18 protein-coding genes are annotated in these 20,353 nt (G+C 60.9%); 11 read left to right on the plus strand and 7 right to left on the minus strand.

Annotated elements, in window-relative coordinates; genetic code table 11:
• The first annotated feature begins 607 nt into the window (after positions 1 to 607).
• Positions 608 to 2,590: a TonB-dependent receptor gene (locus DSM110093_RS13910; protein ID WP_243265647.1), complete on the plus strand. Its 1,983-nt coding sequence runs from the start codon at positions 608 to 610 to the stop codon at positions 2,588 to 2,590.
• A gap of 83 nt (positions 2,591 to 2,673) precedes the next feature.
• Here DSM110093_RS13910 and DSM110093_RS13915 read toward each other — a convergent pair whose 3' ends face one another.
• On the minus strand, positions 2,674 to 2,961 hold the full coding sequence (locus tag DSM110093_RS13915) for a DUF2218 domain-containing protein (RefSeq protein WP_243265648.1): 288 nt from the start codon (positions 2,959 to 2,961) through the stop codon (positions 2,674 to 2,676).
• A 104-nt stretch (positions 2,962 to 3,065) separates the two neighbouring features.
• Here DSM110093_RS13915 and DSM110093_RS13920 point away from each other — a divergent pair, with 104 nt between their 5' ends.
• The 8 genes from DSM110093_RS13920 to DSM110093_RS13955 all read left to right on the plus strand — a co-directional run bounded on the left by DSM110093_RS13920 (position 3,066) and on the right by DSM110093_RS13955 (position 9,509).
• Positions 3,066 to 3,956 carry a siderophore ABC transporter substrate-binding protein gene (locus tag DSM110093_RS13920; protein ID WP_243265649.1) on the plus strand — a complete coding sequence of 297 codons (891 nt, stop codon included), beginning with the start codon at positions 3,066 to 3,068 and terminating at the stop codon, positions 3,954 to 3,956.
• A 5-nt stretch (positions 3,957 to 3,961) separates the two neighbouring features.
• Positions 3,962 to 4,909 (plus strand): iron chelate uptake ABC transporter family permease subunit, encoded by a 948-nt coding sequence (locus DSM110093_RS13925; RefSeq protein WP_243265650.1) that lies wholly within the window; start codon positions 3,962 to 3,964, stop codon positions 4,907 to 4,909.
• Positions 4,899 to 5,843 (plus strand): iron chelate uptake ABC transporter family permease subunit, encoded by a 945-nt coding sequence (locus tag DSM110093_RS13930; RefSeq protein ID WP_243265651.1) that lies wholly within the window; start codon positions 4,899 to 4,901, stop codon positions 5,841 to 5,843. Before DSM110093_RS13925 ends, DSM110093_RS13930 begins: the two co-directional genes overlap by 11 nt.
• The gene (locus DSM110093_RS13935) at positions 5,840 to 6,592 is read left to right on the plus strand and encodes an ATP-binding cassette domain-containing protein (protein WP_243265652.1); all 753 of its coding nucleotides are present in this window, start codon (positions 5,840 to 5,842) and stop codon (positions 6,590 to 6,592) included. The genes DSM110093_RS13930 and DSM110093_RS13935 overlap by 4 nt, the downstream gene beginning before the upstream one ends.
• Positions 6,593 to 6,760: 168 nt before the next feature.
• A complete protein-coding gene (locus DSM110093_RS13940; protein WP_243265653.1) occupies positions 6,761 to 7,132 on the plus strand; it encodes a hypothetical protein in 372 nt (123 codons plus the stop codon).
• Between the two features lie 42 nt (positions 7,133 to 7,174).
• Positions 7,175 to 7,666 (plus strand): copper chaperone PCu(A)C, encoded by a 492-nt coding sequence (locus DSM110093_RS13945; RefSeq protein ID WP_243265654.1) that lies wholly within the window; start codon positions 7,175 to 7,177, stop codon positions 7,664 to 7,666.
• A gap of 18 nt (positions 7,667 to 7,684) precedes the next feature.
• Positions 7,685 to 8,059 carry a hypothetical protein gene (locus DSM110093_RS13950; RefSeq protein ID WP_243265655.1) on the plus strand — a complete coding sequence of 125 codons (375 nt, stop codon included), beginning with the start codon at positions 7,685 to 7,687 and terminating at the stop codon, positions 8,057 to 8,059.
• Positions 8,060 to 8,099: 40 nt separating this feature from the next.
• On the plus strand, positions 8,100 to 9,509 hold the full coding sequence (locus tag DSM110093_RS13955) for a PepSY domain-containing protein (RefSeq protein WP_243265656.1): 1,410 nt from the start codon (positions 8,100 to 8,102) through the stop codon (positions 9,507 to 9,509).
• Positions 9,510 to 9,551: 42 nt separating this feature from the next.
• Here the strand turns inward: DSM110093_RS13955 and DSM110093_RS13960 are convergent, their stop codons facing one another.
• From DSM110093_RS13960 to DSM110093_RS13980, 5 genes are all read right to left on the minus strand, one after another.
• Positions 9,552 to 10,466 carry a D-amino acid aminotransferase gene (locus tag DSM110093_RS13960; protein ID WP_243265657.1) on the minus strand — a complete coding sequence of 305 codons (915 nt, stop codon included), beginning with the start codon at positions 10,464 to 10,466 and terminating at the stop codon, positions 9,552 to 9,554.
• Positions 10,467 to 10,577: 111 nt separating this feature from the next.
• The gene (locus tag DSM110093_RS13965) at positions 10,578 to 11,384 is read right to left on the minus strand and encodes an ABC transporter permease (protein ID WP_243265658.1); all 807 of its coding nucleotides are present in this window, start codon (positions 11,382 to 11,384) and stop codon (positions 10,578 to 10,580) included.
• On the minus strand, positions 11,377 to 12,144 hold the full coding sequence (locus DSM110093_RS13970; protein ID WP_243265659.1) for an ABC transporter ATP-binding protein: 768 nt from the start codon (positions 12,142 to 12,144) through the stop codon (positions 11,377 to 11,379). Before DSM110093_RS13970 ends, DSM110093_RS13965 begins: the two co-directional genes overlap by 8 nt.
• Before the next feature lie 81 nt (positions 12,145 to 12,225).
• Positions 12,226 to 13,485 carry a cation:proton antiporter gene (locus DSM110093_RS13975; protein ID WP_243265660.1) on the minus strand — a complete coding sequence of 420 codons (1,260 nt, stop codon included), beginning with the start codon at positions 13,483 to 13,485 and terminating at the stop codon, positions 12,226 to 12,228.
• Positions 13,486 to 13,661: 176 nt separating this feature from the next.
• Positions 13,662 to 14,681 carry an ABC transporter substrate-binding protein gene (locus DSM110093_RS13980; RefSeq protein ID WP_243265661.1) on the minus strand — a complete coding sequence of 340 codons (1,020 nt, stop codon included), beginning with the start codon at positions 14,679 to 14,681 and terminating at the stop codon, positions 13,662 to 13,664.
• Positions 14,682 to 14,803: 122 nt separating this feature from the next.
• On the opposite strand from DSM110093_RS13980, the gene DSM110093_RS13985 reads away from it, so the two are divergent.
• Both DSM110093_RS13985 and rpe read left to right on the plus strand, forming a co-directional pair.
• Positions 14,804 to 18,010, plus strand: a complete 3,207-nt coding sequence (locus DSM110093_RS13985) for a 4Fe-4S double cluster binding domain-containing protein (protein WP_243265662.1) — start codon at positions 14,804 to 14,806, stop codon at positions 18,008 to 18,010.
• A 64-nt stretch (positions 18,011 to 18,074) separates the two neighbouring features.
• Entirely contained in the window at positions 18,075 to 18,764 is a 690-nt protein-coding gene (rpe, locus tag DSM110093_RS13990; protein ID WP_243265663.1) for a ribulose-phosphate 3-epimerase, read from the plus strand.
• A gap of 39 nt (positions 18,765 to 18,803) precedes the next feature.
• Here the strand turns inward: rpe and DSM110093_RS13995 are convergent, their stop codons facing one another.
• A complete protein-coding gene (locus tag DSM110093_RS13995; RefSeq protein WP_243265664.1) occupies positions 18,804 to 20,303 on the minus strand; it encodes a class I adenylate-forming enzyme family protein in 1,500 nt (499 codons plus the stop codon).
• Between the last annotated feature and the right edge of the window lie 50 nt (positions 20,304 to 20,353).

The raw sequence follows: 20,353 nt of genomic DNA on the forward strand, positions 1-20,353 counted from the left end.
TGGATATCCTACCCCCTTCAGGCACCAAAATGCCCCCAAAAGTGCCCCACATTCTTACCCCCGTGACGTAAGCCGATGAACTGGATCAACTGACTGGGGTATCCTACCATCCCAGCCAACACATCCATAAAAATCAGATAGTCCCTTTCGGGCGTCGCCGCGCAAATCCATGCTGGGATCAATTGGCGGATCCAGACGATCTGTACGCTACCGCCGACAGGTAGGTGGGATCGCCAGCGCCAATTCGGCAATACTACGATCTAGATCTGTCTGATCCTGAAGATGCTGTTCGGAATGCCAGTTCGGCGTACGATCGGGTTCGTGAAAAGTCTGTTGCTGTAACATTGATCCCGGCCCGCGTCGCGCTGTTCAATCGCTACACCGCTCTTGATACCCCCAACCCAGCCCACTGTGACCTGCCGTCAGCCCACAGAACTCGCCCCCGGACTATGCCTGTAAAGGCACAGTTTTTGCCAGAATATCTAAACAGTTTGTTGACCTGACTATCCCTCTTGAGATTTCTGACAGTTTCTATAAGGAATCCCCCCAATAGCATATTCAGCTGGTCGATTGGCGGGTTGAGAGCCATTTTATTAAGGGGAAACTAATGAAGACGACACACGCATTTGCTTGCCTCGCCGCGGGGATGATACCCGCCGCAGGTCAGGCGCAGAGCAATAGTGAAGAAGCATTCTTGGGAACTATCGTTCTGGAAATGCCATCTGTACCGGGGATGGAAGAAGACGCCATTTCTGTCTCAAGCGAGGGCTTGGCGCTGAGCAACCCTGCCGACCTGTCAGAGCTTTTTGTGGCTGAGCCGACCATTGCTGTGGGCAGCTCCATTCCGATGTCGCAGAAGGTCTATGTGAACGGCATTGAAGAGAACAACCTCGCTATCTCTATCGACGGGGCGCGGCAGAACAACAAGGTTTTCCACCACAACACAACCACGCTGATCGACCCCGCCCTGTTGAAAGCCGCCCGTGTCGATCCCGGTGTGGCCCCCGCAGATGCCGGACCCGGTGCTTTGGGCGGCGCGCTGGCCTATGAAACAAAAGACGCCAGCGATCTGTTGGCTGCGGACGAGACGTTCGGTGGGCGCTACAAGTTTGAATACGACAGCAATGGCGACATCTTCTCGAACAGTCTAACGCTGTACGGCCGCGAAGGCGGGTTTGAATACCTTGGCTTTGCAAAGGTCGCCGATGGCGGCCTGCGTGAAGATGGCAACGGCGATGATATCATCGGCTCTGGTACCGACCTTCTTAGCGGGCTTGGGAAACTGGCCTACGAATCCCAAACTGGCGACCGGGTCGAATTATCCTACGAACATGTGGTCGACGATGAAATACGCCCCTATCGCGCCAATATCGGCACCATCTTTGGTGGCCGCCCCCTCCCGGCAGAGCGTCCCTATGATCTTGAGCGGACCAACATCGTCTTGAGCTATAGCGACACCACGCCAACGGCCATGTGGAACCCCACCGCGCGGCTGGCCTATAGCGGCACGGAATTGGTCAATGACGAGACGGACCTGTCAACCAATTCGGTCACCCAAGGTGAGACCGTAAGCCTGAACGGCGAACTCTCGAACCGCTTTGAACTTAGCTGGGGTGAACTGAACACAGGTTTGGATTTCTACTCTGACGAAGCCGATCTGGACTATCTCGCCATTGCGTCCGGCGCGCGTGAGACGGCTCGTGAAAAACTAAACAACATCGGCTTTTTTGCCCAAGCGCGGATGGAGCCCAGCAGCAATGCGCGGCTTTCTTTCGGGGCGCGGGCTGATTTTCAGGATTTCGAAGGCACCGATGGTTCTTCGCAGTCTGAATCCGGTCTGTCAGGCAATATCTCGGGCGAATACGATATCTCGAACGAGCTGACCGTCAGCGCGGGCTACTCCCATGTTTGGGGCGGTCTGGAACTGGCAGAGAACTACATTCTCAACCCTGCTTGGGACTACTCTACATCCGACATCGAAGAAGTCACCGCCGACAACCTTTACATCGCGGCTAACTACGCTTTGGGAGCGTGGATCGTTGACGGTAAGATCTTTGCCACCAACATCGATAACGCCCGCGCTGCCAGCTGGGGCGGTGGTCCCGCTTTGTCGGCAGACGTGCAATCCCGCGGCTTTGAGCTTGGCCTCGGCACCGCATGGGAGGATGGCTTCTTCCGCGCTGGTTTCGCCCGCATCGATACCGAAATCAACGGCCGTTCTTCGGACTCCTATGTCGGCAACTACCTGACGATGCCGATGGGGGATTTCCTGACCTTCCAAGTGGCGCACCGTCTTAACAACGGCGTTCTTTTGGGCGGCGATGTCCAAGTTGCCTTCGACTTTGACGATACCTACGATTCAGATACGGGTGGACGTGGAGCAGAGCTTGATGGCTATACGATCGCCAATGTCTTTGCCGAATACACACCCAAGCGTATGGACAATCTGACCCTGCGGGCCGAGGTGAACAACCTCTTTGATGAGCAATACACCAGCCGCGCCACCTATGGGCAAGAGTTCGTAGGCGAAGTGGAGCCGCTGACCGAACCGGGCCGTTCCATCCGAGTCAGCGCCGAGATCGTCTTTTGATCCACTCTTAATCTTTGGTCAAACGACGCTTTGATCCGCTCCCGGTGCCACAATTGGCGCCGGGTATTGCTATTAAAGTCGACCTATTCGACCGTCCAAACCATAGTTTTTTCTGGTTCGCGAAAGGCAAATTTCTCCAAGTGACGGTCAATGACATCATGCACCACTTGCACCGCTTTCGCGTCTTCTACCGTCGCGGTAACGGTGAGACCGTCATCGGTGGCGCTCATATGCACGGTGCCCATCTCAAACGCCACCCAGCCCTTATGCGGATCAAAGGATGTCTCAACCTTATGACCAAAATGCTTGCACAGCTGCTGCAAGTATTTCGAGCCGCTTTCGGTTGCGTAAAATCCTGTTGTCGTCGGCATAGCGCGCTCTCCAGATTCAAGTTGTCTACAAGTCCTACGCCGTGCCATTGGGATGGTAAACACCAGCCCGCCTCCCTTCTCTGTCTTACGAAAGCCCTACCGCTATGATCAAACCCCTAGCCCTAATGGCCCTTTTGCTTGCCCCGCCCGCCTTTGCAGAAACAATATCGGTTGAGACCGCCCGTGGCCCTGTGGACGCGCCCCACTTTCCCGAAACTGTCGCGGTATTTGACCTGGCCGCGTTTGACAGCCTCACTGCGCTTGGCGTGAAACCGCAAGGAATGGTGCGCCCTATCTACCTGCCTTATCTTGAAGACGCCGCCGCTGGCACCGATGTTGTCGGTTCCCTTTTCGAGCCGGACTTCGAGACGCTTTTCGCGTTGAACCCCGACCTGATCATCGCCGGTGGCCGCAGCTCTGAACAGGTGCCCGAGCTTGCCCGCATCGCGCCGACACTCGATATGACCATCTGGGAAGACACCATTGGCGAAGGGCTTGCCCGGCTTGCCGCCTATGGCGAAATCTTTGACAAAGAAGAACAGGCCGCAGCCCTCGCCGCTGATTTTCAAACCAAATTGTCCGAGACCAAAAAGGCGCTGGCGGGCAAAGGCACCGCTCTGATCGTGATGACGAATGGCCCCAAGATCAGTGCATACGGCACGGGCGGGCGTTTTGGTTGGCTGCATGAGGCCCTTGGCCTGCCCGAGGCCGTGGAAGACGTCCAAATGACCGACCATGGCGAGGCGATCAGCTTTGAATTTATCCGCGAGGCCAACCCCGACATCCTGCTGGTGATCGACCGTATGGCCGCCATCGGTCAAGAAAGCGAAGGTGCGCACGCGACGCTGGACAATGCTTTGGTGCATGAGACCTCCGCATGGAAATCCGGCCAAGTTGTGCATTTGAGTGCAGCACCAATCTACATCGCGGGTGGCGGCATTCAGTCGATGAACCTCACGCTGGATGAAATCAACGCCGCCTTGGCAGACCAGTAAACCCCGTGGCGCTGGCCCTTGCATGCCTTCTTGTGATCTTGTCGATCGCCTCGCTTTTTGTCGGGGTGATTGACCTGTCGTGGCCAGCGCTCTGGAGCGATCCGGGCGCATTGGAACTGCTTGTGGTCAGCCGGGCACCAAGGACCATCGCCGTCATCATTTCAGGCGGTGCATTGGCGGTCAGCGGTGCGATCATGCAAATGCTGGTGCGCAACCGTTTCGTAGAACCGATGACCGCCGGAACAGGTCAGGGCGCGGCCCTTGGCATCCTGTTGGTCACGCTGTTCGCACCGGGTGCGTCTCTCCTTGTAAAGATGGTCCTCGCCTCGCTAACCGCCCTTGCGGCGAGCGCTGGGTTTCTGGCGATTGTACAACGCCTGCCGCCAACACAGCCCTTGCTGGTGGCGCTTGTCGGGCTGATCTACGGTGGCATCCTTGGCGCGGCGGTCACTGTCATCGCTTATCAAGCGGACCTGCTGCAATATGTCGAAATCTGGATGAATGGAGAATTCTCCGGCGTTTTGCAGGGCCGATATGAACTGCTTTGGCTGGTGGCGCTGGTGGCGGCGCTCGCCTATCTCGCCGCGGATCAATTTGCGATCATTGGCATGGGGCGCACCGCCAGCATCAACCTTGGCCTGAACTATAGCCAGACGATGGTGCTGGGGCTGTTGGCCATTTCTATCGTCACCGCGTTGACGGTGGTCACGGTGGGACTGATCCCCTTTGTCGGGCTTGTGGTGCCCAACATCATCGCGCGGCTGGCCGGGGACAATCTGCGCCGCAGCTTGCCGCTGACTGCAATGACCGGTGCCGCGCTCGTTCTACTCTGTGACATTCTTGGTCGTCTGATCCGCTACCCTTATGAAATTCCGGTTGGCACAGTCTTTGGCGTGGTCGGCGCCTTGCTGTTCTTGTGGCTGCTGCACGGGCCCAAACGCCATGTATCCTAAGCGTCTGTGGTGGCTTCTGGCGGTGCTTTGCCTTTGCATCGCGCTTTACCTCGGGCTGGGCGCGCGGGGCAATTGGGGTTTTGTGCTATCGTTTCGCGCCAACAAATTGATCGCCTTGCTGCTGGTCGCCATCTCAGTGTCGACGGCCACCGTGCTGTTCCAGACGATCACCCGCAACCACATCCTGACGCCTTCGGTCATGGGGTTTGACGCGCTCTATCTACTGACCCTTACAATGCTGATCTTTGTTCTTGGCGGTCAAAGCTTCACGCAGCTCCCCGAGATCACACAGTTCATCGTGAATACATTACTATTGATGGGAGCGGCGCTGGCGCTTTTTGGCACGCTTTTACGCCGTGGCGGACATGACCTTTTCCGCATGATCCTGACCGGCATCATCTTTGCGGGGTTGTTTCGTTCAGTCACCAGTTTCTTGCAACGCATCATTGATCCCAATGAGTTCATGGTCGTTCAGGCGAATTCCTTTGCGCGGTTCGGCAGGGTCGACGCCGAGCTTTTGACCCTCGCTGCCGCGCTGACCGGCGCTGCGCTATTCGCGGCTTGGCGCATGCGGCACCGGCTTGACGTGCTGTCGTTGGGCGATGAAAGCGCCATCAACCTTGGCGAGGCTCCAAAGAGCGGCATGTTTCAGGTACTGGTCCTTGTGTCGATCCTCGTCTCAGTTTCGACGGCCCTTGTTGGTCCAATGGCGTTCCTTGGCTTGCTGGTGGTAAGCGTTGCCCGGCAGATTACACCGGTGATGTCGCATCGTATCTTGCTGCCCTCTGCGGGCTTGATCTCGGCGATCACTCTGGTCGGTGGGCAAATGGTGTTGGAACGCGCCCTACAATCCACAATGCCGCTGATCGTAATCGTTGATGTGCTTGGCGGCCTTGTTTTCCTAACCCTCCTGTTGCGGAGAAAACCCAGATGATCGCCATCCGTGACCTGAACCACGACCGAGACGGCAAACCGACCCTGCGCGAGATTGACCTGACGCTGCAATCGGGCGGTGTGACCGCGCTTATTGGGCCAAACGGAGCTGGGAAATCCACACTACTATCGTTGATCGCGCGGCTGATCCCTTTGCAGCAGGGGCAGATCATGGTCGACGATCTGCAAATTGGCGTCTGCGCGAATGATGTACTAGCTCGGCGGCTCGCTATCTTGCCGCAGACCAGCGATGCCGCGCCGCTGCTGACGGTGCGCGAATTGGTGGGATTTGGCCGCTATCCTTATCACAAGGGCCGCCCCACAGCTGAAGACGATGAAAAGGTAGAAGCCGCGCTAGCGACCTTTGATCTGCTGCCCCTTGCAGAGCGGCGGCTTGATACTCTGTCAGGCGGGCAACGGCAGCGCGCGCAGGTGGCCATGACTTTCGCGCAGGAGACCGACTACATCCTGCTGGATGAGCCATTGAACAATCTCGATATCGCCGCCTCGCGCAGCCTCATGTGCACATTGCAAGACCTCGCGCGCAATCATGGACGGACCATCGTCATCGTGCTTCACGACATCAACTATGCCGCCGCCTATGCTGATCAGATCGTCGCGATGAAAGACGGGCGAATTACCCATCAAGGCCCAGCGGTCGAAGTCGTGACCGAAGCGATGCTTTTGGAGGTCTACGGCACCACCGCCAGCGTCCACCATATCTGTGATAAAGTGGTGGTGGCAGTTTGATGGGGCCCGCTTCGCGTTGAACCGGCACTGTCGACCATATCATTCCGATGCCCAACCAAACCAATACTGCTTCCCCAAGACCCACAGCGCAGCACCCCGCCCTACGACAACACGTCGCAGATTGCTCCGTGCTATAGCCTTGCGCAGCCCTTCGCGTTATCACGCCCTATGACCGCCGCTTCGCGCATATCTTCGCTTCGGGTCACCCTGACCCTTTTGCTGGTTTTGGCCTTCGCCAGCCTGCCATTTGCGCATCGTTCCACCGCGCAAACTCAGCAAGACCCGGCCTTTGTTGCCTTTATCCAAGCGGGCGGCACGCTAAGCGACCTTTGCGATGGGCCGTTGGACGGCCAAGGCCATGCAGCGCTGGACTGCGAAGCCTGTCGGATCGTCAACGCGTTGATGCTGCCGACTTTGGCCAATGTCTTACTTCCCGCTAAAAAGATGGGCATTGCCGCGCCCCGCGCGGTTCGCGCGCTTGGTGCGCCGCGCAGTCCAGCCGGGGCGCCGCCCCCGGTGCGCGGGCCGCCCTTTGTCTGATTAATCGCCCGTTAAGCAATTTATCAGACAATGGAACAACACATGAAAACCATCATTATCGCAGCCTTGGCTGCCCTTCTCGCCCTGCCTGCCGCCGCACATGAATACAACGCGGGCGGTATCGTCGTTGATCACCCCATGGCTTTTGAAACACCCAAGACAGCCCGCGTCGGCGGAGGGTATCTCACCATCACCAACAATGGCGATAAATCCGACCGCCTGCTCGCAGTAAGCGCTGAAGGTTTCGACGAAGTTTCCCTCCATGAGACAACGACCGATGACATGGGCGTGGCGCGCATGTCGCATGTCGAGGGGATCAACCTGCCTGCGGGTGAGACCGTCACGCTTAAGCCCGGCGGGCTGCACGTCATGTTCATGGGCCTAGATGGCGACCCTTTCGAGGAAGGTGAGAAAATTCCTGCCACACTGACCTTTGAAAAGGCCGGGACGCTGGACGTGACCTTCAACGTCGAAAGCCGCCGGGGTCATAACGCCGGTGATATGGAACATTCCTCGCACGAGCACGAAAACTAAACCCTGAACATACCGAAAATGCGCCGTAGGGCGTTGACCGGCCCCCTTCAGCACCTCTGCCTCTGGGCTTTGGTGCTGTTTTTCGGGGCGTTCTCGGCGCTTGCGCCGGGAACCATGCCAGAACGCCAGCAAGGCGGGCTGACCATAGTCTTGTGCACCGGTTACGGGGTGAAAACCGTGACCATCGGCCCCGACGGCGAACCGATCACGCCTGAGCATAAGCCCTGCGACTGGAACCAGCACCTCGTTGCCGAGGTTCGTACAGCGCTGGAATTGCAGCCTCGAACCGTCAACTTTCACCCGGCCCCTGCCCCACCACCGGCCGCGATCAGACAGCCCAAACCGCGCCCCAGCGCAAGCAAACGCGCGCGGGCGCCGCCGAAGACCCTCTGACGTCCAACTTACAAATTAATTCAGTCAGAGGACCAATTTAATGGTTTCTATCGATCCCGCAGGCGCCGCGGCCCTGCAAAACGACAATACGCAACGCACGAACAGTTTCTACCGCGCCGCTTGGCGCTGGCATTTCTACGCGGGGCTCTATGTCATCCCTTTTTTCATAATGCTGGCCCTCACCGGGTTGGTAATGCTTTGGATCGCTTTTGTCGGCGGGCGTGATGGGGAGCGTATCTCTGTGATGCCCCAAGACGCGCCCCTTGCTGTCTCGGAACAGGCGGCCGCTGCACAGGCCAGCATAGAGGGCGGCACGCTCGTCCAATATGTCGCCCCACGCGCCGATGACTTGGCCGCGATCTTTCGGGTGGATGCGAATGATGTGGCAACCATGGTCGCCGTCGATCCCTATACCGCCGAAATCCTCGCCAGTTTCCCGCGGCGCAGTGGCTGGTATGACATGGCCGACAACATCCACGCCAACCTGCTGCTCGGCGTCACCGGCGACCGCATGATCGAAATCGCGGCCTCGCTTGGCATGGTGCTGATTGCGACCGGGCTCTACCTGTGGTGGCCGCGCGGCACCAGTTGGCGGGCGGCGCTGCTGCCCCGTCTGGGCCGTGGTCGTGCCTTGTGGAAATCTCTGCACGGGGCGATCGGTCTTTGGGTGTCGATCGTGCTGTTCTTCTTCCTGATCTCGGGCCTGTCGTGGGCCGGAGTCTGGGGGGAGAAAATGGTGCAGGCATGGGGCCAATTTCCGGCTGAGAAGTGGGATGCCCCGCTGTCGGATGACATCCATGCCAAGATGAACCACGGCCCCAAGGAAGTGCCATGGGCGCTAGAGCAAACGCCAATGCCCGCCTCCGGCAGTGATGCCGGGGTGGCCGGATTGGCCGAGGGCACGCCTGCCACGCTTGACACGATCGATGCGCTGGCGCGACAGATCGGATTTGACGCACGCTATCAGATGAACCTGCCGCAGGGCGAAGAGGGTGTCTGGACCCTAAGCCGGGATACGATGAACACCGATGCGACCGACCCCACCAGCGACCGCACGGTGCATATTGATCAGCACACGGGCAATATCCTCGCCGATGTGCGCTATGCGGATTATTCGCTGGCGGGCAAGGCCATGGCCGTGGGCATCGCGCTGCATATGGGCACGCTGGGCTGGCCGAGCGTTCTGGCCAATACGCTGTTTTGTCTGTCGGTGATCTTTCTCTGCGTATCTGGCGTGGTAATGTGGTGGAAACGCCGCCCGGCAAATCCCGCAGGCTGGCTTTCGGCCCCGCCTGCGCCGCGTAACATGACGCTGTGGAAAGGCGCGGTTGTGGTCGGGCTGGCCGTGGCGCTGGCCTTTCCCATGGCGGGGATCACCCTGCTGGTCGTGGGTCTGCTGGATTGGCTGCTGCTGCGCCGCATTCCAGCGCTGAAACGCATGGTGTCCTGAAATGCCGCCCGCCCCTTCGCGGGGCGGGCATCCTCGCGGCCCTCAGGCCGTGTGCTGTTTGATCAGTTCTTTATAAAGCGCCTGAATGCGCTTGGTTAGGGGGCGCTCTCCGGTGCCGATGGCCTTGCCGTCAATCTCTGCCACCGGGGTCTGTGCGCCGAAAGTGCCGGTGAGAAAGGCTTCATCCGCGCCATAAGCCTCATAGAGCGAGAAGTTCTTTTCTTTCATCGGGATGCCGTTTTCATGGCACAGGTCGATCACCTTCTGCCGCGTCACGCCGTTCATGCAGTAGTCGCCCGTCGAGGTCCAAACCTCACCCCGCCGCACGATGAAGAAGTTGCAGGCATTGGTGGTGTTCACAAAACCATGCGGGTCAAGCATCAGCGCCTCATCCGCGCCCGCTTCCTCGGCCTGAAGGCAGGCGATGATGCAGTTCAGCTTTGAGTGGCTGTTAAGCTTGGGGTCTTGGCTATGTGGCAGGCCGCGCACCTGTGGGACGCTCGCCAAACGAATGCCGGCCGATTGCAGGCGATCCACGGGTTTGGAATGCTCCATGATGATCACCAGCGTCGGGCCGGTGGTGCTGAGCGAGGGGTGCTGAAACGGTTTATCCTTGATCCCGCGGGTCAGCATCAGGCGGCAGTGCACGTCACTGTACATGTCGTTCGCCTCTGCCGTGCGGCGCAGCGCCTCGGCGATGCCGTCTTTGTCCAGGCCCACGTCGAGCGAGATTGCTTTGCAGGAATTAAAGAAGCGGTCCATATGCTCATCGAAGAACGCCCATGTGCCGTTATAGAGGCGCATGCCTTCCCAGATGCCGTCGCCTAGCATGAAGCCCGCGTCATAGACCGAGACCTTGGCTTCATCGCGGTGGACGATGTCGCCGTTGACGTAGATCTTGATGTCGCGGTTGCGGGCGTCTTCGTCAGCGGCGTGGGTGGTGGTGTGGTCGGTCATGGGAGGGGTCCGTTTGTGAGGGCGGTTGGCGTATTGATAGCAAAGCCGTTCAGGACTACCACCCCGGGCCCGTAAACAAGCCGCAGGCGCCGGGCCATCGCCTGCCCGCCCTCAGACCCGCCAGTTCAACACACGCCGTTCAACGAAAGCCACCACCGAAGACACCGCCACGCCCAGCAGCGACAGGATCACCACGCCTGCAAACAACCGCTCCAAATCATACAGGCTTCCCGCCTGCAGAATATAGGCCCCAATCCCATATTCCGCGCCCAGCATTTCAGCCGCCACCAGCAGAATAATCGCGATCGTCAGCGAAATCCGCAGCCCCGAGAGGATCCCCGGCATCGCGCCGGGCACCACGATTTTCGAAACAATCGACCACCAACCGAGGCCGAAACTCTGCCCCATCCGGATCAGCACCCGGTCAACATTGTCGACCGCCGCATAGGTGGCAACCACCGTGGGCGTGAAGGTGCCAAAGGCGATGAGCGCGTATTTACTTGCCTCATCAATGCCGAACCAAATGACAAACAGCGGCAGCAGCGCGATCTTGGGAATTGGGAAAATCGCTGCCACCAGCGGCACCAGACCCGCGCGGGCCAAGGAGAACAGCCCGATCAGCACCCCAATCCCGATACCCAGTGAGGCACCGATCAGCGCGCCTACGGCCAGTCGGGTCAGCGAGGGGCCAAGATGTTTGAACAACATCCCCGACTGATAAAGCTCCTGAAACGTCAGCAAGACATCGCTGGGCCGAGGCAGCGTCAGGGCCGAGATAAAGCCGCTGCGCGTGCCCCATTCCGCCAGCAGGATCAGCACCACGAAAACCGCAAGCCCCACGCCCCGCCGCGTGCCGGGCTGGAAACCACCGCCGCGAAAGGTGACCTCGCGGGCATTTGCATCTGTCATCTCACCCATCGATCAACTCCGCATCCGCCGCCGCGGCCTCATCACGCATCAAGCCCCAAAGGTGCTGTTGCTGCGCCTCCAACACCGGATCGCCGTGACGCCGCTCGGCCAAGGGCATGTCTAGCTCCACCACCTCGCGCAGCTCACCCGGACGGCGCGAGAGCACGACGATCTTATGCCCCAACCGCACCGCTTCAGCGAGGTTGTGGGTCACATAGACCGCCGTGAACGGCTGCCGCGTCCAGAGCGCCACAAGGTCGTCCATCAACAATTCGCGGGTCTGGCTGTCGAGCGCGCTCAGCGGCTCGTCCATCAGCATCACGGCAGGGTTCACCGCCAGTGCACGGGCAATCGCCACACGCTGCTTCATGCCGCCCGAAAGCTGTTTGGGCAGCGCATCGGCGAAATCGGTCAACTTGGTCCGCGCCAGCACATCGGCGATAATCGCCTCGCGCTGCGCCTTGCCTAGCCCATGATCCTCCAGCACCAGCGCCACATTGCCGCGCACCGTGCGCCAAGGCAGCAGGGCGAAATCCTGAAAGATGTAGGTGAGCGGGTTCAGACAGCCCTCAGGCGCTTCGCCCATTTGAAGCACGCGTCCTTCGCTGGGCCGCTCCAAGCCGCCGAGCATGCGCAGCAAGGTAGACTTGCCACAGCCCGAAGGGCCAACGATGCAAACAATCTGGCCAGAGGGAATATCAAGCGTGATGTCACGCAGCACTTGGGTATCGCCATAGTAATGGCTGACAGAGGAAAGCTTGAGGTCCATGCCGCCCTTTTCCGGCAAAAACGCCCCGCGCGCAATGTGCGATCCGCGTCCCGGCGCAACCGCCCTGCGCCGGTGGCGCGCTTAGGGCTGCTCACCCTCTTTACGGCTCAGCCCGTCCACCGCGATCCCGGCGGTAAAACCATGCACCAAGGTCGACACGAGGATCGCAAACCCCACCATCGCCCAAAGCGGCTCTTCGTCCAGAAACTCCACCTTCCCCGCCGCATAGGCAAGGTAGTAGATCGACCCGATCCCCCGGATGCCATAGAGCGCCACAACCCAGCGGGGGCGCGTCTCTAGCGGCGTTCCCAAAAGCGACAGCCACCCCGCCAAAGGGCGCACGACAAAGATCAATGCCAGCACGATCACCGCACCGGCGAGGGTCAGATCGCTCAGCAAGGCAGGCAGCACCGCGCCGATTGCCACCAGCAAAAGCGCCGTAAGCGCATGTTCGACAGCTGCGGTGAAATCATGCAAACGGCGGTGGAATTCGTGGTCTGCCTCAACCCGCCGGATCACCAGACCGGCCACCGCCACGGCGATAAAGCCATAGCCTTCGACCAATTCCGTCGTGCCATAGCACAAAAGCACCCCTGCCAAGGCCACCACCCCTGAGGAGGTATCCGCCAGAACCGCCTTGCGCGGCACGGCGAACAACACCTGCCCCAAGGCCCAACCGCCCGCCGCGCCCATCACGGTGCCGACAGAGATGCGCCAAAAGACGTCTCGCGCCAGCCACTCCACGCCCCAAGTCGCCGGGGCCAAGCCTTCGGCTGCGACCAGAATACCAAGGTAGACGAAGGGAAAGGCCAAACCATCGTTCAGCGCCGCCTCTGTGGTCAGGGCAAAACGCACCGGATGTTCGCCCCCTTCCTGCGGCGGGCCGACCTGCACGTCAGCGGCCAAAACCGGATCGGTGGGTGCCATCACCGCGCCCAGTAAAATCGCCCCGGCTGCGGTCATCCCCGCAAAGGCCCAGCCCATCAGCGCGACCGACAGGATCGTCAGCGGCATGGTCAGCGCCAAGAGCCGCGCCGTTGGACCCCAGCGGGACCAGTCCGAGAGTTTATCAATGCGCAGCCCCGTCGCGAATAAGGCGACGATCACGCAAAGCTCTGACACCATCTCCCACGGGAAGGGATAGATGCGCGGGTCGGGGAATATCGGCACACCGGGGACTAGGGCGAAAATACCCATGCCCAAAAGGATCAAAAGCCCTGATGCCGCGGGCTCGCGTCGGCTGACAAATCGCGGCAGCCAATGAGCAAGGATGACAACCGCCCCGACGGCCCCCAAGGCGAAATGATAGCCGTCTAGGGCGAAAAAGCTGCCGTCGCTCACTGAACGTTCCCGTCTACTGGTCAGGGGCTTGGCCCTGTATCAGCTTCAAAGGTATCTTTACGGGGCGGCATTGCCAGTCACGCCCGCCTAAAATCGCCCCTGCGCGCGGCCAAAAACAAAGGCGCGCCCATTTCGGACGCGCCTTTTAGAATGACTTCAAAACGCCAGTGGCGCGCTTAGCTGCCCGCCGTCTCGACATAAGAGGTGTCGACCAGCGTCTCCAGCGTGATGTCGCTGTCGACCAGCCCTTCGGACTGAAACCAATCCAACTGGTCGCGTACAGAGGCGACGTTCAACTTGGCACCTTCGTTCAACCGCATGGTGCCGTTGATGATTGAGGGTGCTGCCTTGTCGCGCGGGCGGTCGGTGTAGACATATTTATGGATCAGATCGACCATCTCATCCACGCCCGCATCGCCGCTGTCCTTGGCGATCATCGCGGCGTTATAGTCGGCGACACCTTTGGAATAGCCCGCAAGGAAATTCTTGGTCATCTCCTGCTCATCGCTGGCGTTCTTGGTCGAAGTAAAGACCGTGGTCACCTGATAATCCGGCAGATAGGCCGCCACATCGCCGATGATATGAACGGCACCCGACCCGGCCAACGGCTTGGCGATATGCGGCACGATCGACCACGCATCGATCTGGCCCGACTTCAGTGCACCGATCACCGCGCCGACCTTTTGCAGCGGCTTGAATTTGAGGTTGATCCCCTCGGCCTCAGCCATTTTGGAGCCCATGTAGTGGAAGGACGACCCCGCCTGCGTCATGCCAAAGCTTTTGCCATCCAGCATGCCGGGTTCGGTGATGCCGGCCTGATAGGCCGCGTCGGAGACGAGGAACTTCTGCCCGTCGATGCCCTGCTCTTCTTGCAGCGCGCCACCGATGACCTTGACCGCGCCCTTTTGCGCCAAGGACACCAGACCGCCGGAAATCGCCGTTACCGCATAATCCACATCGCCGCTGGCAATCGCCACGGCCATCGGCTGCGCGGCCTCGAAAAAGCGCAGTTCAACGTCCAGCCCGGCGTCTTTGAAATAGTCCCGCTCAAAGCCGACAAAGCTGCCCGCGTGGCTGGTGAAACGCAGCGCGCCCACGGTGATCTTGCGGTTCTGCGCCAATGCCGGTGCCGCCAGCCCGACGGCGGTTGCAGCGCCCAAGGTTGCGATGGCCTGACGGCGGTTGAACAGGGTCATGATCTCACTCCTCCAATTTTGCCGCAGCATGGTCGGCGGCTGCGCCGAAAGTCAAGCGAGAGCGCCCTCAGCGACCACAACCAGGACTGGCATCTCATTTCAAAGCATGGCATCGATTTGCCATGAAGCTCTTTTCATCCAAGACCCGCCCCATGCACCTCGGCCCCTTCCCGTTGGAGCGGCTGCGCCGGTCGCATGCCCCCCATGACCAACTGCCGGACGCGCCCATGCCGTTGCTGCGTTTTGAGCGGCCCGAGACGCCCCAAAGCATATGCAACGCCATGGCGCCCTTCCAAGCGATGATGGACGTGCTGCGCGACGGGCCGATCAACACCGCAGGCGCGGTGATCCCCGACAGCCCGGTGGAGCGCGCCAATCACCTCAAATCATTCGGCTATTACAACGACGCCTCGATGATGGGCGTCTGCGCTCTGCCACAAGAGGCGCGTCTCGCTACTCCGCGCCGAAGCGAGGGCACCGCGCAATTGGCGGAAGGACTGCGCAGCCGCCAGACCAAAACGCTCGCCGCCGGGGTCGATGTCATCATGGCGAACCTGCGCGACGCGGTGGACGCGCCCGAAACCTCGATCGATACTCACGGCCACGCGCTGGTGGTCCTCACCGCCTATCCCCGCGATCCGCGCGAGGATGAATTGGGCAGCGATTGGATCATGGACGCCCAAGCCGAACGCGCCTGCCTACGCGGCACCGAAAACGCCACCGTGCTGGCCGAATACATCCGCCAATTGGGTTTCGCCGCCAAGGTGCATTCCGCCACCACCGCTGATGTGAACCTCGCCCAACTGGCCGTGGCGGCGGGGTTGGCGGTTTGGGAAGACAGCACACTGCAAGCCCCGTGGGTGGGCGCGCGTTTCGGGTTGGCGGTTGTTACCACCGACATGGACCTCGCGCCCGATATGCCGCTCGCCCCGCTGGCCGATCAGCCGTGGTCTGTGCTCAAAGGCCCGCACTGGCAGCTGGGCACCCATGGCGGGGTCAGCGCGCGCGATGTTGATCCTTATGCGCGGCGCGACTATGCCGCCGGGCCGCATCCGTTTGAGACGCTGAAACGGGTGGACGAGCCGACCACCTATATCGACGCGCCCAATGTCCCGCGCGTGCCGAAACGCGGCGATCTTTTCGCACGCGGACAGTTTGGCGACATGGGGCCAAAGGTGCAGAACGCCATGAAAGGTGGGCACCATGTGGTCAAATCCGCTCCTTCTGCCGCGCAGCGCCGTCTGCTGGGAGCGTTGATCCTGCTGCAAGATGGCCCGGTGAACGATGCCGCCCCTGCGATGACAGACACCGCCCGCAATGCCGCCAACCTCAAGGCAGCGAGCTATTTCCTCGGCGCCGATGCGGCGGGCCTCTCGGCCTGCCCGGACTGGACGTGGTACAGCCATGACGCCACCGGCACTCCGATCACCCCGCCGCATGATCAAGCCCTGAGCCTCATCATCGACCAAGGCTTTGACACGATGGAGGGGTCCTCGGGCGACGACTGGATCGCCGTGTCGCAATCCATGCGCGCCTATCTGCGGTTTTCGATGTTGGGCGGCGTGATGGCGCAGCACCTGCGCAACTTGGGCCACTCGGCCAAAGCGCATACGGTGATGGATGGCGACGTGCTGCAACCGCCGCTGCTGTTGCTCGCGGGCTTGGGCGAAGTCTCTCGCATCGGCGAAGTGATCCTGAACCCCTTCCTCGGCCCGCGCCTGAAATCCGGCGTGGTGACCACCACCCTGCCCGTTGCCCATGACAAGCCCATCGACTTTGGCCTGCAAAAGTTCTGCGAAGCCTGCAACAAATGCGCCCGTGAATGCCCCTCGGGCGCAATCACCGCCGGGCCAAAAAAGATGTTCAACGGCTATGAAATCTGGAAATCCGACAGCCAGAAATGCGCCACCTACAGGATCACCAACCAAGGTGGTGCGATGTGCGGACGCTGCATGAAGACCTGCCCGTGGAACCTCGAAGGGCTCTTCGCCGAGGCCCCCTTCCGCTGGGCCGCGTCGAACATTCCCGCCGCAGCACCGCTGCTGGCCAAGCTGGATGACAAGGTCGGCAAGGGCCGTCTGAACCCGGTCAAAAAGTGGTGGTGGGACATCGAGCGCAAGCCCTCAGGCCAGTTCGACACGCCTGCCCAGCCGGTGAACGCCCGTGACCTGCAACCCGATCTCGACCTCAAATTCGAGGATCAAACCCTTGCCGTCTATCCCGCCCCGCTGGCCCCGCACCCTTGGCCCTACCCCGATCCGATGAACCGCGAGGCCGGGATTGCCGCCCATGCCGCGCTGCTGAGCGCGGATGAACACCGCCGCAAAACCGCAGCGGGCGAGACCGATCACTTGCATCTTTACAAAGTTGGCAGCGACACCCCCGTGCTTGATCTGCGCATCACGCAAGTCACCCACCTGAACGCGACCACCGCCCTTTACGACATCGCCCACCCCGAAGGCCACGACCTGCCTGCATGGACCGCCGGCGCGCATCTCGATCTGGTTGTCGCGCCGGAATTCCTGCGCCCCTATTCCCTGCTGGGCGACCCGACCGACCGCAAACGCTATCGCATCGCGGTGCTGCGCGAAGACGCGGGCCGAGGCGGATCAGCCCTGCTGCACCGGGTCTTTACCAAGGGGCGACGGATCTTTGTCGGCAAGCCAATGAACCACTTTGAACTGATCGAAGATGCGCCGCATAGCCTGCTCATGGGCGGCGGTATCGGCATCACGCCGATGATCGCTTTTGCCCATCGCCTGCACGCCCTTGGGCGACCCTTTGACCTGCATTACTCCGCCTCCGACCGAGAAGCGGCGGCCTTTGCCGAGGAACTCGCGCAGGCCCCTTGGGCCGACCGCGTTCACCTGCATATCTCATCCGAGAGCACCCGCGCCGACCTGCCTGCCATCATGGATCACGCCGTACCGGGCGCCCATGTCTACACCTGCGGCGCGGACGCCTACATGCAATCGGTCATGGCCGCAGCCGAAGCCGCAGGCATCCCCGAAGACGCACGGCATCTAGAATATTTCTCTACCCCCGAAGTGCCGGACTATGTGAACCACGCCTTCACGCTGAAACTCAGCTCTGGCCGTGAAATCGCCGTCTCAGCCGAACAAACCGCCGCCGATGCACTGATCGCGGCGGGGGTGCCGGTGGATCTGAAATGCAGCGACGGCATCTGCGGCGTCTGTAAATGCGGGCTGCGCAGCGGCGCGGTCGAACACCGCGACTTCGTGCTCTCCGCCAAGCAGCGCGAAGGCGCGATCATCCTCTGCCAATCCCGCGCGGCAGAGGCAGGCGGCGTGCTGGAGGTCGATCTCTAGCCCCTTTCGCAAAAAGCGCGCAGCCGCTATGAGGGGCCAACCTGAGCAACAAAGGGCTGCCCCCATGAGTTTCGACCGTTCAATCAAGATCGCCCCCTCCATCCTCGCCGCCGATTTCGCCAACTTCGGGGCCGAATGCGAAGCCATTGAGGCCCAAGGCGCGGACTGGGTGCATGTGGATGTGATGGACGGGCATTTCGTGCCCAACATTACCTTTGGCCCGGCGATGTGCGCGGCGATCCGGCCCCATATCAAGGGCGTCATGGACGTGCATCTGATGATCTCGCCAGTTGATCCTTATATTGATGCGTTCGCCCAAGCCGGGGCCGATGTGATCACCGCCCATGTTGAGGCTGGCCCGCATATCCACCGCACCTTGCAGGCGATCCGTGGCGCAGGCGCGAAAGCAGGTGTGGCGCTGAACCCCGGCACCCCTGCAAGCGCCGTGGCCGATATCCTCGATATGACCGATCTGATCTGCGTGATGACCGTGAACCCCGGCTTCGGCGGGCAAAAATTCATCGACATGACTGCCAAGATCAAATCCCTGCGCGAAATGATCGGCGATCGCCCCATCCATATTGAGATTGACGGCGGCGTTGACCCAAAGACCGCACCGCTGGTGGCGCAAGCCGGGGCCGATGTGCTTGTCGCAGGATCGGCGGCGTTCAAGGGGGGGGCTGTCACTAACCCCGCGCCCTACGGCGAAAACATCCGTGCGATCCGTGCCGCTGCCGAAGGCACCTACGTCTGATCGTATTTCAGGGCGCGGCGGTAACCGCGCCCTGGCGCATCACGCCAATTGGTCGGCAAAGGCCGTCAGCAGGCGGTGCTTTAGGATCTTGCCCGTGGGCGCGGCGGGCAGTTCACTGGCGATGATAATTTGCGACGGGCGTTTATAGCCTGTCAGCCGTTCTTTGACGAAGCCGCGCAACTCTTCCACTGTCACATCATCGCCCGGTGCCACCTGCACAAAGGCCAGCACTTCCTCATCCCCTTCGTGGCGTCGTCCGACGACCGCTGATTGCACCACACGCGGATGATCGTTCAGCGCGGCCTCAACCTCGGGTGGATAGACGTTAAAGCCGCCGTGGATGATCAATTCCTTACTGCGGCCAAGGATATGCAGCCGCCCGTTTTCCTCAACCTTGCCCAGATCGCCTGTGTGCAGCCAACCATCGGCGTCAATGGCTTTGTCGGTCTCGGTTGGGTTGCGGTAATAGCCCTTCATCACATGCGGGCCGCGCACCAACACTTCGCCTTCGCCCGCGCCATTGCCGCCGGGGGCTTGGTCGTCGATCTTGCATTCGGTGCCCGGCGTGACAGGGCCGACCGAGGTATCGGGCGAGCCAAGTTCGTTGGTGGTGGCGGATGCGCCCGAGCATGTCTCGGTCATGCCAAAGCCGTTTTGCAGGGGCAGTTCATAGAAAGCCTCGGCCTTACGCTTCCATGCAGGATCCAGCGGTGCGCCGCCAGAAGAGACATAGCGCAGCGTTGGGCTGGCAAGTTTCGCCATGCCGCCCTCGCGGGAGTATTGCATCACCAGCGCGTGCATCTGCGGCACCGCCGGAAGGATAGTGACATCTTCGTGGGTCGCAGCATGAAGCTTTGCCGCCGAGAAACGGGAGTCCTGCCGCACTTTTGCGCCCGCACTCACCGCGGCCATCAACACCGAGACAAGGCCGAAGACATGGGTCATCGGCAGCACGCCGTAAACCACATCGCCCGGCACCATCTGCCGCAGATCTGCTGACGCCCGCGCGCCGAAGCGCAGGTTGGAATGGGTCAACATCACGCCCTTGGGATCGCCTGTGGTGCCAGTGGTATAAAGCAGCACTGCCACATCATGCAGATCGGCGTCGGGGGTGCTGGGCAGTGGCGTGGCCAGATGCAGGCTGCCAAATGCGCCGGAAAGTTCGCGCGCATTCAGCCGCGCCGCGTGGGCCGCCGCTTCGGGGGACACATCGCAAGTCAGCAGCACCGCCGCCGGGGTCGCGTGGTCAATGATACGGGTGACTTCGGCCTCAGTTTGGCGGGCGTTCACCGGGATCGCCACGGCGTCCAACTCCCACGCGGCATAAAGGCCGGCCACGGCGGAAACGCAGTTCTCTACCATCAAAAGCACGCGGTCGCCCGCCTGCACACCCGCGCTGCGCAACTCAGCGGCCAAGGCCACGCGCGCACGGTCCAAATCGGCGTAGCTCCACGCGGCGCCGCTGGCGTCACTCAGCGCGGGTGCCTCTGGTCGGGTCGCCAATTGCTCAGCTAGAAAATCCTGTACCCTGGCATTCATGGGTGTCTCCTCCTGCCTATTTGCGACCCCCTCCTCCGAGTGCCGCCGCC

This window comes from Sulfitobacter sp. DSM 110093, from assembly GCF_022788715.1.
Lineage (GTDB): Bacteria > Pseudomonadota > Alphaproteobacteria > Rhodobacterales > Rhodobacteraceae > Sulfitobacter.

Bases quoted from the DNA above. Each gene is read 5' to 3' on its own strand.
- DSM110093_RS13930 (WP_243265651.1), top strand. From the start codon at position 4,899: ATGTATCCTAAGCGTCTGTGGTGGCTTCTGGCGGTGCTTTGCCTTTGC.
- DSM110093_RS13935 (WP_243265652.1), top strand. From the start codon at position 5,840: ATGATCGCCATCCGTGACCTGAACCACGACCGAGACGGCAAACCGACC.
- DSM110093_RS13910 (WP_243265647.1), top strand. From the start codon at position 608: ATGAAGACGACACACGCATTTGCTTGCCTCGCCGCGGGGATGATACCC.
- DSM110093_RS13945 (WP_243265654.1), top strand. From the start codon at position 7,175: ATGAAAACCATCATTATCGCAGCCTTGGCTGCCCTTCTCGCCCTGCCT.
- DSM110093_RS13920 (WP_243265649.1), top strand. From the start codon at position 3,066: ATGATCAAACCCCTAGCCCTAATGGCCCTTTTGCTTGCCCCGCCCGCC.
- DSM110093_RS13915 (WP_243265648.1), bottom strand. From the start codon at position 2,961: ATGCCGACGACAACAGGATTTTACGCAACCGAAAGCGGCTCGAAATAC.
- DSM110093_RS13985 (WP_243265662.1), top strand. From the start codon at position 14,804: ATGAAGCTCTTTTCATCCAAGACCCGCCCCATGCACCTCGGCCCCTTC.
- DSM110093_RS13980 (WP_243265661.1), bottom strand. From the start codon at position 14,681: ATGACCCTGTTCAACCGCCGTCAGGCCATCGCAACCTTGGGCGCTGCA.
- DSM110093_RS13960 (WP_243265657.1), bottom strand. From the start codon at position 10,466: ATGACCGACCACACCACCACCCACGCCGCTGACGAAGACGCCCGCAAC.
- DSM110093_RS13955 (WP_243265656.1), top strand. From the start codon at position 8,100: ATGGTTTCTATCGATCCCGCAGGCGCCGCGGCCCTGCAAAACGACAAT.
- rpe (WP_243265663.1), top strand. From the start codon at position 18,075: ATGAGTTTCGACCGTTCAATCAAGATCGCCCCCTCCATCCTCGCCGCC.
- DSM110093_RS13970 (WP_243265659.1), bottom strand. From the start codon at position 12,144: ATGGACCTCAAGCTTTCCTCTGTCAGCCATTACTATGGCGATACCCAA.
- DSM110093_RS13965 (WP_243265658.1), bottom strand. From the start codon at position 11,384: ATGGGTGAGATGACAGATGCAAATGCCCGCGAGGTCACCTTTCGCGGC.
- DSM110093_RS13995 (WP_243265664.1), bottom strand. From the start codon at position 20,303: ATGAATGCCAGGGTACAGGATTTTCTAGCTGAGCAATTGGCGACCCGA.
- DSM110093_RS13950 (WP_243265655.1), top strand. From the start codon at position 7,685: ATGCGCCGTAGGGCGTTGACCGGCCCCCTTCAGCACCTCTGCCTCTGG.
- DSM110093_RS13940 (WP_243265653.1), top strand. From the start codon at position 6,761: ATGACCGCCGCTTCGCGCATATCTTCGCTTCGGGTCACCCTGACCCTT.